The organism is Streptomyces sp. NPDC001002, from assembly GCF_053599215.1.
Genome location: NZ_JBSFLV010000056.1, coordinates 20,448 through 32,347, shown reverse-complemented (window position 1 = coordinate 32,347; position 11,900 = coordinate 20,448). Strand labels below are relative to the sequence as shown.

11 protein-coding genes and 1 pseudogene are annotated in these 11,900 nt (G+C 71.5%); 7 read left to right on the top strand and 5 right to left on the bottom strand.

Annotation, left to right across the window (positions count from 1 at the left end):
• Positions 1-78 precede the first annotated feature (78 nt).
• Positions 79-882 carry a class I SAM-dependent methyltransferase gene (locus ACWDR3_RS24870; RefSeq protein ID WP_450354745.1) on the top strand — a complete coding sequence of 268 codons (804 nt, stop codon included), beginning with the start codon at positions 79-81 and terminating at the stop codon, positions 880-882.
• Here the strand turns inward: ACWDR3_RS24870 and ACWDR3_RS24865 are convergent.
• Positions 852-1,802, bottom strand: coding sequence for an endonuclease/exonuclease/phosphatase family protein (locus ACWDR3_RS24865; RefSeq protein ID WP_450354744.1), 951 nt, complete (start codon positions 1,800-1,802; stop codon positions 852-854). The two genes, ACWDR3_RS24870 and ACWDR3_RS24865, sit on opposite strands and share 31 nt — an antisense overlap.
• 135 nt (positions 1,803-1,937) lie before the next feature.
• On the opposite strand from ACWDR3_RS24865, the gene ACWDR3_RS24860 reads away from it, so the two are divergent.
• From ACWDR3_RS24860 to ACWDR3_RS24845, 4 genes are all read left to right on the top strand, one after another.
• Positions 1,938-3,290: an amidohydrolase gene (locus ACWDR3_RS24860; RefSeq protein WP_450354742.1), complete on the top strand. Its 1,353-nt coding sequence runs from the start codon at positions 1,938-1,940 to the stop codon at positions 3,288-3,290.
• A gap of 53 nt (positions 3,291-3,343) precedes the next feature.
• Positions 3,344-4,543 carry a cytochrome P450 family protein gene (locus ACWDR3_RS24855; RefSeq protein WP_450354741.1) on the top strand — a complete coding sequence of 400 codons (1,200 nt, stop codon included), beginning with the start codon at positions 3,344-3,346 and terminating at the stop codon, positions 4,541-4,543.
• An 88-nt stretch (positions 4,544-4,631) separates the two neighbouring features.
• Positions 4,632-5,321: a DUF899 domain-containing protein gene (locus ACWDR3_RS24850; protein ID WP_450354739.1), complete on the top strand. Its 690-nt coding sequence runs from the start codon at positions 4,632-4,634 to the stop codon at positions 5,319-5,321.
• 175 nt (positions 5,322-5,496) lie between these two features.
• The gene (locus ACWDR3_RS24845; protein WP_402347262.1) at positions 5,497-5,685 is read left to right on the top strand and encodes a hypothetical protein; all 189 of its coding nucleotides are present in this window, start codon (positions 5,497-5,499) and stop codon (positions 5,683-5,685) included.
• 74 nt (positions 5,686-5,759) lie between these two features.
• On the opposite strand, the gene ACWDR3_RS24840 is transcribed toward ACWDR3_RS24845, so the two are convergent.
• The 3 genes and pseudogenes from ACWDR3_RS24840 to ACWDR3_RS24830 all read right to left on the bottom strand — a co-directional run.
• On the bottom strand, positions 5,760-7,721 hold the full coding sequence (locus ACWDR3_RS24840) for an ABC transporter ATP-binding protein (protein WP_450354738.1): 1,962 nt from the start codon (positions 7,719-7,721) through the stop codon (positions 5,760-5,762).
• 337 nt (positions 7,722-8,058) lie between these two features.
• Positions 8,059-8,496, bottom strand: a complete 438-nt coding sequence (locus tag ACWDR3_RS24835) for a hypothetical protein (protein ID WP_401727236.1) — start codon at positions 8,494-8,496, stop codon at positions 8,059-8,061.
• A 584-nt stretch (positions 8,497-9,080) separates the two neighbouring features.
• Positions 9,081-9,704: pseudogene (locus tag ACWDR3_RS24830) on the bottom strand (ATP-binding protein); the annotation flags it as partial.
• A gap of 227 nt (positions 9,705-9,931) precedes the next feature.
• Between ACWDR3_RS24830 and ACWDR3_RS24825 the strand changes: the two are divergent.
• Together ACWDR3_RS24825 and ACWDR3_RS24820 are read left to right on the top strand one after the other, a co-directional pair.
• Positions 9,932-10,792 (top strand): helix-turn-helix domain-containing protein, encoded by an 861-nt coding sequence (locus tag ACWDR3_RS24825; protein WP_450354737.1) that lies wholly within the window; start codon positions 9,932-9,934, stop codon positions 10,790-10,792.
• Entirely contained in the window at positions 10,793-11,047 is a 255-nt protein-coding gene (locus tag ACWDR3_RS24820; RefSeq protein WP_124004405.1) for a DUF397 domain-containing protein, read from the top strand. It begins immediately after the preceding gene.
• Positions 11,048-11,176: 129 nt separating this feature from the next.
• Here ACWDR3_RS24820 and ACWDR3_RS24815 read toward each other — a convergent pair whose 3' ends face one another.
• Positions 11,177-11,881, bottom strand: coding sequence for a protein-tyrosine phosphatase family protein (locus ACWDR3_RS24815; RefSeq protein ID WP_450354736.1), 705 nt, complete (start codon positions 11,879-11,881; stop codon positions 11,177-11,179).
• Between the last annotated feature and the right edge of the window lie 19 nt (positions 11,882-11,900).

Sequence of the window (11,900 nt, the reverse complement as noted above, 5' to 3'; positions counted from 1 at the left end):
GTCGGTCGAGCCACGAGCCGTGTCCACGCCCCGAGGCTGGGTGCAGAGCACGCACCGCCACCCGAAAGGCCCCGCCTCATGGCCGCCAAGACCCTCACCGCCAACCGCGCCGCCCTCGGCCACCGCGTCACCTACGCCCTGCGCCACCCCGACCGGGTGCCCCGCCATCTGGCCCGCGCCGCCCGGGACTTGTGGCTCAGTCACCGCCATCCCGACCATGTCTCCTACTACCGCGCCGTGATGCGCTCCGACACCCGCGCCGACCCCGACAACGCGGTCGGCAGCCGCAACCGTGAACGCTGGCTCGCGCTCGGCGCCCTGCAGTTCGACTACCTCGTCGGCCACGGACTGCGCCCCGAACACCGCCTGTTGGAGATCGGCTGCGGCAACCTGCGCGGCGGCTGGCGCTTCATCCGGCACCTGGAGCCCGGCCACTACTACGGCATCGACATCTCCCCGGACATCCTCGTCGCCGCGCAGGACACGGTCGTCGAGATGGGGCTGCAGAAACGGCTCCCCACCCTGACTCCCGTCCACGACCTCACCCTGGGCTTCCTGCCCGACGCCCACTTCGACGTCGTCCACGCGCACAGCGTCTTCTCGCACTCCCCGCTGTCCGTGATCGAGGAGTGCCTGGCCCATGTCGGGCGGGTGTTGGCGCCGGGGGGCTGGTTCGACTTCACCTTCGACCGTACGGAGGGAGAGGAACACCAGGTCCTCCGCGAGGACTTCTACTACCGCACCGAGACGCTCCTCGCCCTCGCGGCCCGACACGGCCTGACCGCACGCTTCATGGACGACTGGGAGCAACTCCCGCACGGTCAGTCGAAGATCCGCGTCACCGCGCCCGGTCAGTCCACCCGCACCCACACCGGTGCGTGATCCGAGCCCGGCGCGCCCCGCCGCTCCGCCGGATCCGGTCCCACCGACGGCAGTCGCAGCGTGCCCTCGCCCGGTAGGCCCGTGCCCGCCGCCGTCACGCGGTGGACCAGGCGGTGGCTGGCCAGTATGTGGTCGATCAGTTCGCGGCGGCCGGAGTTGATACGGGAGTAGCGCTGGTCGGCGGGGATCAGCGGGGCCACGTCCCAGAGGCGGAGCGCGTCGCCCTGGTCCGGGCGGTCGTAGCCCGCCGTGCCGAGCTCCGAGCCGGGCGGGCCGAGCAGGATCTGGGTGGTCGCCGCCTGTACCTCGTCGTTCAGGTCGCCCAGTACGGCCACGTCCCGCTCGCGGCCGTCGCCGGAGAGGAGTTCGTCGGCGAGGGCGCGCAGGGTGGTGGCCTCGGCGGCGCGGCGGTAGAGGGCATAGGCGCCGTAGCGGGCGCGCTCGCCCTCGTTGTGGGGGAAGAAACGGCCCCCGGGGTAGGACAGCAGCTTCGACTTGAGGTGGGCGACGGCCACCCGCAGCGGGCCGGCTTCGGTCACCGTCTCCACCGCGAGGAAGCCCCGGCCCGCCGCCCCGACCTGCTCGCCGGAGTCGTCCTCCTGCACGGGGCGCAGTTTCGCCGGGAACGCGTTCGTGTCGGACAGCACCTCCAGCGGTGTACGGCTGAGGAAGCCGACCCGGATGCCCCGGCCGTCCGGGTGCTGGGAGAGCTTGATGTGCCAGGTGCCGGGCAGCAGGCCGGTCAGGTCGTCCAGCGCCTCGGGGTCGCCGACCTCCTGCACGCCCAACAGGCCCGCGTCGAGCTGCTTGAGCATCTTGGCGAGGGCGTCGAGCTTGGCGTCGTAGGCGGTCTTGTCCTTGGGGCCCGAGGGGCCGCCGGGGCGGTAGAGGTTCTCCAGGTTCCAGGTGCCGAGGAGCATGCCGGGCCTCTTTCCGGAGCCGTCGGGCGTGGATGGTGAGGCCAGGGTCCCCGCCCGGGCGAATCCTGGACAGGGCCGTGACGGGATGCGCGGTTCGGCTCACGCGCGCCGACGACCTCGTCGTACGTTGGCGGGATGACCGAGTCTCCCGCTGATCTCATCATCACCGGATGCACCGTCCTCACGCACGACGATCAAGAACGGATCGGGTTCGAGGAGGACGCGGCCCTCGTCGTACGCGACGGGCTCGTCGAGTCCGTCACGACCGCCGCCGCGGTCGAAGGGATGCCGGCCGTCGAGCGCATCGACGCCCGCGGGCAGGTGGCCATGCCTGGGCTGATCAACTGCCACACCCACGCGCCGATGGTCGCGCTGCGCGGGGTCGCGGAGGATCTCCCGACCGAGGAGTGGTTCAACGACGTCGTCTGGCCGATCGAGTCCAACCTCACCGAAAAGGACGTGGAGTTGGGGGCGCGGCTCGCCTGCGCCGAGATGATCCGGGCCGGCGTCACCTGCTTCGCGGACCACTACTTCGCGATGGACGCGGTGGCCGCCGTGGTCGAGGAGTGCGGGCTGCGCGCACATCTGGGGGAGGCGTACTTCTCCTCGCAGGGTCCCCAAGGCCGGGAGAAATCACTGGAGTTCGCGCTACGACACCGGGGCGGCGCCGACGGCCGCATCACCACCGCCCTCGCCCCGCACGCCCCCTACACCGTCGACGACGCCGACCTCGCCGCCACCGCCGAACTCGCCCGCGTACACGGCCTGTCCGTCCACCTCCACGCCGCCGAGAACCGCGACCAGACCGAGGCCAGTCTCGCCCGCCACGGCGTCACCCCCATCGAGATCCTGGCCCGCACCGGCATCCTCGACGTGGACGTCCTCATCGCGCACGGCACCGGCATCCTCGACCGCGACCTGCCGGTACTGGCAGCGGCGAGCGGCCGTACCGCGGTGGCCACCGCACCCCGCGGCTACCTCAAGTTCGGCTGGCCCACGACCACCCCGGTCCGCGCCCTGCACGGGATCGGCATCCCCGTCGGACTCGCCACGGACGGCGCCGCCTCCAACAACTCCCTGGACGTATGGGAGTCGATGGCGCTCACCGCCCTCATCCAGAAGTCCACCACCGGCGACCCCCGCTGGCTGACGTCCCGTCAGGCCCTGCACCACGCAACGCTCCAGAGCGCCCGCGCGGTCGGCCTCGGCGACACCCTCGGCACTCTCGCCCCCGGCCGCCGCGCCGATCTCGTCCTCGTCGACCTCACCGGCCCGCACACCCAGCCCGTCCACGACCTCGCCGCCACCCTCGTGCACAGCGCCCGCTCCTCCGACGTCCGCACGACGATCGTCGACGGCCGCGTCCTGATGCGCGACCGACAGCTCCTCACTCTCGATGTCCCGTCAGTGGTAAGGGAGTTGGGGGAGCGGCTGCCCGCACTGCTGGACCGCGGACACGGTCGGCGGATCCAGGACTACGACACCTGAGGCGGCCCGGGCGCGTCATCCGAGTCACCCGGAGCTCCGCATAGGCTGGCCCCATGGACGACCTCGCCGAAGGCCTTCTCGACCAGCCCTACGACGCGTACCGGCATCTGCGCGACACCTCGCCCGTGCACCGCATCGCCGGTCCGGACGGCACACCCGCCTGGCTGGTCACACGGTACGAGGACGTACGGGCGGCGCTGGCCGATCCGCGCCTCTCGCTGGACAAGAGGCATGCGACGGCGGGGACTTACAAGGGACTGTCGCTGCCGCCCGCGCTCGACGCCAACCTGCTGAACATGGACCCGCCCGACCACACCCGGGTCCGCCGACTGGTCAGCCGGGCCTTCACGCCCCGCCGGATCGAACAACTGCGCACGCCCATCAGGGAAACCGCTGACCGCCTCCTCGACGCGCTCGGCCCGCACGGCACCGCCGACCTGGTCGCCGCCTACACCGCGCCGCTGCCCATCACCGTCATCTGCGACCTGCTCGGCGTCCCGGACACCCACCGCCTCGACTTCCGCATCTGGACCGACGCCCTGATCGCACCGGACCCGGCCCGGCCCGAGGCCGCCAAGCAGGCGGTGGTGGCCCTGCTCGGCTACCTCACCCAACTCCTCGTGGACAAGCGCCGGGAGCCCGCCGACGACCTGCTCTCCGACCTGATCGCCGTGCGCGACGAGGGCGACCGGCTCAGCGAGGACGAGCTGATGTCGCTGGCCTTCCTCATCCTCTTCGCCGGGTACGAGAACACCGTGCAGCTCATCGGCAACGCGGTGCTCGCCCTGCTCCAACACCCGGACCAGCTCGCCGAGTTGCGCAAGGACCCGGCCCTGCTGCCGGGCGCGGTCGAGGAGTTCGCCCGCTACGAAGGTCCCGCCCTGTTCGGCATCCGGCGCTTCCCCGTCGAGGACGTGACCATCGGGGACGTCACCGTCCCGGCCGGCGAGACCGTCTGGGTCTCCCTGTCCGCCGCCGACCGCGATCCCGACCGCTTCCCCGACCCCGACCGCCTCGACCTGGGCCGCGACGCCTCCGGCCATCTCGCCCTGGGCCACGGCATCCACTACTGCCTGGGCGCACCCCTGGCCCGCGCCGAGACCGAGATCGCCCTGGCCGCTCTCCTGGAACGCTTCCCCGAACTCGCCCTCGCGGAAGAGCGACCGACCTGGCGCCGCTCGCTGCGCGCCCGCGGGCTCACGGCGCTGCCGGTGACGTACTCGCGAACTCCCGGAGCCCCGGGACTTTCCTGACCCGGCGAGAAAACTTCTGCGGCACCGATGAGTTCCGCCCCTCCCCTCGGTCACCTCTGCGGAACGGACCGTTGCAACTGGAGGGGCCATGTCGCTTCCCGAGATCGTCTCGCGTGAACAGTGGCGCGCGGCGCGCGAGGAACTGCTGGTCAAGGAGAAGGCCGCCACCCGCGCGCGGGACGCGCTGAACGCCGAGCGGCGCGGGCTGCCGATGGTCGAGATCGACAAGGAGTACGTCTTCGAGGGCGGCGACGGGAAGGCCACGCTGTCCGATCTGTTCGAGGGGCGGCCCCAACTCGTCGTATACCACTTCATGTTCGCGCCGGAGTGGGACGCGGGCTGCCGCAGCTGCTCGGGGTTCCTCGACCAGGTCGGGCACTTGGCGCATCTGAAAGCGCGGGGCACGACGTTCGCGGCGGTCTCCCGGGCGCCGTACACGAAGATCCTGCCGTTCAAGGCGCGGATGGGGTGGACGCTGCCCTGGTACTCGGCGTGCGGTGGTGACTTCAACCATGACTTCGAGGCGACCCTGGAGGAGAACGGGGAGCTCTTCGACCGGCCCGGGATCAGCTGCTTCCTGCGGGACGGGGGGCGCGTCTTCCACACGTACTCGACGTACGCGCGCGGGCTCGACGGTCTCGGCTCGACCACGAGCTTCCTGGACCTGACCGCACTGGGGCGTCAGGAGGAGTGGGAACTGCCCGTGGGGCGGGCCTCGGCGCTCGGGGCGCCGGCCGGCAGCGAACGCGTCCGGTATCACGACGAGTACGAGGACTGACACATTCCGTATGGCCGATGATCGATTGATGATCGGTTCGTGACGGGATCCTCACACTCCGCAGTGTCCGTGTGTCGACTACGTCTCAGAACCGCAACTTGGCGAGGCGTTCACCCCTGGTTCGGCGTTAACTCCTACAGGAACTCCCGCAAGACGACGTTTCTGGAGGTGCAGGATGGTGAACGGGCGCACAGTGCTCGAGCGCTTTCCCGCGGGCGGGCCGCGGGGTTCGTGGCCGGCCGAGGAGTTCGCGCAGGCGCGACGCATGGAGGGGCTGCAGGCGGAGGTCGTGATGGACCTCGCGACGGACACGTTCCTGGTGGTCGTGCGCGGCGGCGAGGCGGCGGTGGACGCGCTGGCCTGACGGCGGCCTCCTTTCCGCACGAACTGGCCCGTCTGACGTCAGCCTCCTTTCCGCGCGAACTGGCCGGCCTGACGTCAGCCTCCTTTCCGCACGGCCTCGACGGACTGGACAGGGATGGGCGCGGTGAACTGCTCCGCCTGGAGCCGGTACAGCTCGGCGTAGATGCCACCGCCCGCCAGCAACTCCTCAGGGGTGCCGGACTCCGCGAGTCGTCCCTGGTCCAGGACGTGCACCAGGTCCGCGTGGCGCACGGACGCCAGCCGGTGGGTGATGAGGACGACGGTCTGGCCGGTCGAGGCGAGGGCGCGGATCTTCTCGAAGACCTCCAGCTCGGCCCGCGCGTCCAGGGCCGCCGTCGGCTCGTCGACGATGAGGATGCGCCCGCGCCGGTAGGCCGCCCGCGCGATGCCGAGCCGCTGCCACTGGCCGCCGGACAGCTCGTGGCCGCCGCTGAAATTGCGGGCCAGCAGGGTGTCCAGGCCGCGCGGCAGGTCCGCGACCACGTCCTCGGCGCCCGCCTCGGTGAGCGAGGTGGCCATGTGCTCCTCGGTCAGGGGCGCGGCGGAGCGGCCGATGGCGACGTTGACGCGGGCGGTGAACGGCCAGCGCTTGAAGTCCTGGGCCAGCATCGCGACCCGGTCGGCGAGCGCGTGCCGGTCCGCGGTCGCCGCGTCGACGCCGTCCCACAGGATGCGGCCCCGGTCCGGGGTGTACAGGCCGGCGAGCAGCTTGACGAGGGTGGTCTTGCCGGAGCCGTTCTCGCCGACCAGCGCGACGATCCGGCCCAGCGGCAGGGTGAGGGTGACGTCGTCGAGGGCGGGGCGGGCGGACTCGCCCGGGTAGCTGAAGGTGACGTTCTCGAAGCGGATCTCCGCCGGGTCCTCGGGCAGCGGGTCGCCGCCGACCGGAATCGCCCGTTCGGCGGCCTCGACGTACAGCTTCTGCAGATCGCCGACGAACAGGGCCTCCTCGTGCAGCGCGTTGACCTCCAGGACGAGACTGTCCAGGCTCGACGAACCGGTCCGGATCGCGATCACGGCCGTCCCCGCCACCGACAGCGCCATCGTCCCGGACAGCAGCAGACCGCCGAGCGTCGTGTACGTCGCCACGGTCGCCAGGCCCGTCCAGACCGCGGCGATCAGCCCCGTGCGCGCCGCCAGCCGGGCCAGTCGGGCCTGTTCGGCCTCGGCCGTCTCCGACATGGCGCGGAAGTGGCGCAGCAGGAAGGGGCCGACGCCGTGCACGCGGATCTCGGGCGCGGCTGCCGGTTCGGTGAGCAGCCCGCTGATCAGGTGGCCGGCGCGGGCGTGCTGGACCCAGGTGTGGAAGGACTCGTATCGGCGTCGGGCATTGGTCAGCGCGCTCCACGCGCTCGGCAGGGTCATCGTCGCGAGCAGCGGGAGCAGGGCGGGGTGCAGCACGGTCAGCACGCTCGCCGCCGCGATGAGCGAGATGCCCGCGTTCACGACCCGGGTGGCGTACGAGATCATCCGGCGGGCCGAGCCGGCGCCGTACTGGGCGGTGTCCAGCAGCTTGTGGAAGGCGTGGTCCTCGATCGCGGCCAGCTCTACGGCCGCCGCGCGCTCCAGATACAGCTCAGTGGCGACCCGCTCCACCTTGGGCTCCAGGCGCCCGGTGGCGTAGGTCGACGCGGCGCGCAGCAGAGCCCCGAACATGGTGACCGCGGCCATCGCGATCAGCGCGGGGGCCGCGTCGCGCAGCCGGTCGGCGATCGGGCCGCCGGCGATGAGCCGCCCCAGCACGCTGTTGACGGCGAGCAGACCCACCGCCTGGGCCACGCCCCGGCTCACCTCGGCGCCCATCACGATCCGCGCGGCGCGCCGGTCGGCCTGCCAGGCCAGCCGGAAACTCGACCCCATCAGGGCCGGCAGCCGCGTCACCATCGCCCGGAAGTTCAGCTCCAGGAACGCCTCGCGGTACTGGTTCCAGCCCATGTCGTACCGCAGCGGTCCGCCGAAGAGCAGCCGCTCCGACTCGGAGACCTCCGGATCACCCTTGTCCTGCTTCTTGGCCAACGCCCTGTTCCCCCGATCCGCCGAGCCCCGCCGATGAAGGGCAACTATCGCGGGACGGAGGTGGGCAGGGGAGGGCGCGAGACAAGAGAGGAGCGACCGCGCGGGCGTACGCCGTGCGGGGCGGAGAAAGAGCGGGACGGAGAAAGAAGCGGGGGGAGAAAGAAGCGGGAAGCTCCGCGTCGGCGGGTCCGCCACCGGCCGCCACCCTCGGGACTACGCCACGCCGGGCGCTCGGGGTTCCTTCGGCTTCCCCGAGCGAAGCCGAAGGAACCACCGGCGAGGCCTTCCGGCGGAGCGGCCCCCCTGTGGCACCCCGCCCGGCCTTCTCAGCGGTACGTCAGGCGCTGACCGGTCGTGACCAGGTCGGCGTGGTCCCCGTGACCCGGCACAGCGCCAGGTACAGGGGGATCGGCGGGGTGTACGGGAGTGTGCCGTCCGGCTTGTGGATGAGGCCGGGGACCGCCGGGGCGTCCGGAACTACCGCCCCGGCGGTGTATTGCGCGGGCGCCGGCCACTCCAGGGCGTAATCGGAGTCGGACGGCACGAGCCACCACCAGTGCGCCTCGTCGGCGTAGACGCACCCCACTCGTGGCAGCCGTGGCAGCACCAGCGGACCGAACTCGGCAGGCGCCGCCACCGCGTCGCAGCCGAGGGGGGCCGTCATGCCGACGGGCAGCGGCAGTCGCCGCGAACCGGCCGGCACGCTCAGCCCCCGCTGGACACGGACCAGCGTGTCCAGGCTCAGTACCCGGCCGCCGCCGGGTGTCCCGCTCACTGCCGCCCCCGATCCCGGGCGGAACCGTCGGACGGAGGAACCCCCACGTCACTCGTCCCTCCGACCCGCGGGGCCCCCACGCCCCAGGTTCCCTGGATCTGACCGCCGACCCGAGGAGTCACCGCCCCCCACGACTCCGGAGCCTGACCTCCGGGCCGAGGAGTCCCTGCGCCCCGCGACTCCGGAGATTGATCTCCGGGCCGAGAGGACCCTGCACCCCACGACTCCGGAGCCTGACCTCCGGGCCGAGGAGTTCCCACATCCCACGGTTCCGAGGTCTGACCCCCGGGCCGCGGAGTTCCCACACTCCATGACTCCGGAGCCTGACCTCCGGGCCGTGGGGCCCCCACGCCCCACGGCTGTCGAGCAGCCTCTCCGTCGAGTGGCGGGACCCCCCTGGATCCCGCCTCCCGACCGTGCTCATGGGCCTGCGGGTGCGGGGTGTCGGTGCCGTCCCCGGGTTCACCGGCTCGCTCGTCGCCGGGTCGAGGGGCCCCCACGCCCCCCGGTCCGTCGGCCCGCTCGTCGGGGGAGGGGGCTCGGACGTCCGCCGAGCCTCCCGTTCCGCCGAGCGGCAGCGTGTGGTGGCCTTCCGGCTCGCCCTCCTCGTCCGGACCGTCCGCGGGACCGGGCTTGGGGCGGGCGCCCCAGCCGAGGTCGTTGCAGGGGCCGCAGTCGTGGCGGGGGGAGTCGGCCTTGCGGGGGAGCTCGGCCCAGACCAGCAGGCCGGGACCGTGTTCCTGGGCGCCCCACGCGTGACAGAGGCCGTCTATGAGAAGCAATCCCCTCCCGTGCTCCTCCTCGGGCCGGACCGGAGACGGGTGTGGCTCACCCGGCGCGCAGCCCTCGTCACGCACGGCTATGCGCACCAGGTCGGCACCGTCGTGCAGCTCGCAGACTATGAGGCTGCTCGCGGTGTGCACGATGGCGTTGGTGACCAGTTCGGAGATCACCAGGACCGCCGTGTCGCAGATGTCCTCGCACACCGACCAGCCGGTCAACCGGGCCCTGGCTAGGCGTCTCGCCTGTGCGGGGGAACCCGGATGGGCGGCCAGCTCGAAACGGAACCGGCGCTCGGCAGCGGCGGCCCCGTGGGGCGCTGCTCCCGCGGCGGCACCGAGGCCGAGGGGGCCTGCGGCGGCGTCTGTTCCTAAGGGCGCGGACGGAATCACGCTTGCCACTATCGCCCCGCCGTGAACACTTGGCAAGTGTCACTCTGAAAAATGCAGAGTGCGGTGTGACGGTGTGGATGGTCGTGGCACACTGCTCAACAGCACGTTGAGCGGCGCCAGTTGGGATCACCGGAGATCCGTACATATCCGTACAGATCTTCGAATAGGTCTTCGAATGGCGCCGCAGGGCTGTCAGCATGCTTCTGGCGTCGGCCGGACCCGTCCGCGCCCGGCCGATCAAGGGACTCAGTGGAGGTGGAGCCGTGAGCGAACCGCGGTCCGCGCCGACGGTCGGCCAGGTCGTCCTCGGTCGCCGCCTGCTGGACCTGCGGGAACGCGCCGGACTCAAGCGCGAGGAGGCCGCCCGCGTGCTGCGCGTGGCGCCCGCCACCGTCCGCCGCATGGAGATGGCCGAGGTCTCGCTCAAGATCCCGTACCTCCAGCTGCTCCTGAAGTCCTACGGCGTCTCCGACGAGGAGGCCCAGACCTTCGTCCTGCTGGCCGAGGAGGCCAACAAACCCGGCTGGTGGCAGCGGTTCCACGACATCATGCCGGGCTGGTTCTCGATGTACGTCAGCCTGGAGGGCGCGGCCGGCCTGATCCGCTCCTACGACCCGCACTTCCTGCCCGGACTCCTCCAGACCGAGGACTACGCGCGCGGAGTGCTCACGTCGGGCGCCATAGGCCAGACCCAGCCAGAGGACATAGAGCGCCACGTCGCCCTGCGCATACAACGCCAGGATCTGCTCACCCGTCCCGACGCGCCCCGCTTCTGGGCCGTCTTCGACGAGACCGCGCTGCGCCGCCACGTCGGCGGCCCGGAGGTGATGCGTGCACAGATCGACAAGCTGCTCGACGCCACGAAGCTGCCCAATGTGACGCTGCAGGTCGCGCCCTTCTCCAACGGGCCGCACCCCGGCACGTTCGGGCCCTTCGTGCTGTTCCGATTTGCCATGTCAGAACTGCCGGACATGGTCTACAGCGAGTACCTGACCGGCGCCGTCTACCTGGACGCGCGCGCAGAGGTGGCGACCCATCTCGAGGTCATGGACCGCATGGCGGCGCAGGCCGCTACGGCACATCGCACGAAGGAGATCCTCCGGGATTTCCGCAAGGAGCTGTGAATGGATCGCATCAAGCCGCGCAAGCAGGTCTACAACGGCATGCCCGCGCGGGAGTTGGGAAGCGAGGGCTGGCACAAGCCGTGGAGCGGCGGGAACGGCGGCAACTGCCTGGAGGCGATGAAGCTCGCCGACGGCCGGATCGCCGTCCGCCAGTCCACCGACCCGGACGGACCGGCGCTGATCTACACCACCGACGAGATGACCGCCTTCATCGAGGGCGCCAAGGCGGGTGAGGCGGACTTCCTGCTGTCCTGAGACCGGTTTCCCGGCTCATTGATTTTCGTCACCGTCCCACCGACAACCCCCCACCAACCCCCCGCAGGTATTGCAAGTCCCTTGGTTCGACACTGAGTTGATCACTAATCGCTGCATCTTGTTATGGAGTCAGAGCCACGACAGCATCCGTCGTGGCGCGTCCACCAGCCGACTGACGGCGACCACCGGGAACGGTGGCTGCTCCAGCCGGCCCGTCCCGAGGCTGAGCGCGTAGTAGATCTGCTCGATCGACGGCGGTCCGACCGCGAGATTGCGCCGGACCGCCTCCTCGGGCGACCGCTCCCCGGTCCGTACGAGATAGGCGGCCGCCATCGTCCCCGTACGGCCGACCCCCGCACCGCAGTGCACGAACACCCGTCCCGGCGCCTGTGCGACCACGTCCAGCAACCGCCGCACCTGCTCCGGCCTCGGCGTCTGACCGTCACGGACAGGCAGTCGTACGACATCCAGCCCCGCCTTGCCCGGTTCGGCGAGCTGGGCCGCGCTCAGGTCCTCCGCGCGCAGGTCGACGACCGTGGTGAACCCCATGCCCGCGAGCTCCCGGTACCCGGCGGGCGACGGCGCCGCGCCCCGCCACAACTTCCCCTCGGTGTCCACGGGTTGGAAGTGGTGGATGCCCTGCACGGTACGAGTCCCGGGCGGCGGCGGAGTCTCCGACCGCACCCAGTAGGACAGCGCCAGCACGCCGAGCGCACCGGCCGCCCACAGGACGACGTAACCGAGGACGACGGCGAGCAGGATCCGCAGCACACGACGTGGCAGCCGGGCCCTGGGCAGGGCGGGCCGGGACGGGGGAGCGAGGGCGACAGCCATGGGCGACCCGGGGGGCTAG

Excerpts from the sequence above, each read along its gene's own strand:
- ACWDR3_RS24845 (WP_402347262.1), top strand. The coding sequence starts at position 5,497 with ATGGTGAACGGGCGCACAGTGCTCGAGCGCTTTCCCGCGGGCGGGCCG.
- ACWDR3_RS24855 (WP_450354741.1), top strand. The coding sequence starts at position 3,344 with ATGGACGACCTCGCCGAAGGCCTTCTCGACCAGCCCTACGACGCGTAC.
- ACWDR3_RS24850 (WP_450354739.1), top strand. The coding sequence starts at position 4,632 with ATGTCGCTTCCCGAGATCGTCTCGCGTGAACAGTGGCGCGCGGCGCGC.
- ACWDR3_RS24815 (WP_450354736.1), bottom strand. The coding sequence starts at position 11,881 with ATGGCTGTCGCCCTCGCTCCCCCGTCCCGGCCCGCCCTGCCCAGGGCC.
- ACWDR3_RS24860 (WP_450354742.1), top strand. The coding sequence starts at position 1,938 with ATGACCGAGTCTCCCGCTGATCTCATCATCACCGGATGCACCGTCCTC.
- ACWDR3_RS24865 (WP_450354744.1), bottom strand. The coding sequence starts at position 1,802 with ATGCTCCTCGGCACCTGGAACCTGGAGAACCTCTACCGCCCCGGCGGC.
- ACWDR3_RS24820 (WP_124004405.1), top strand. The coding sequence starts at position 10,793 with ATGGATCGCATCAAGCCGCGCAAGCAGGTCTACAACGGCATGCCCGCG.
- ACWDR3_RS24870 (WP_450354745.1), top strand. The coding sequence starts at position 79 with ATGGCCGCCAAGACCCTCACCGCCAACCGCGCCGCCCTCGGCCACCGC.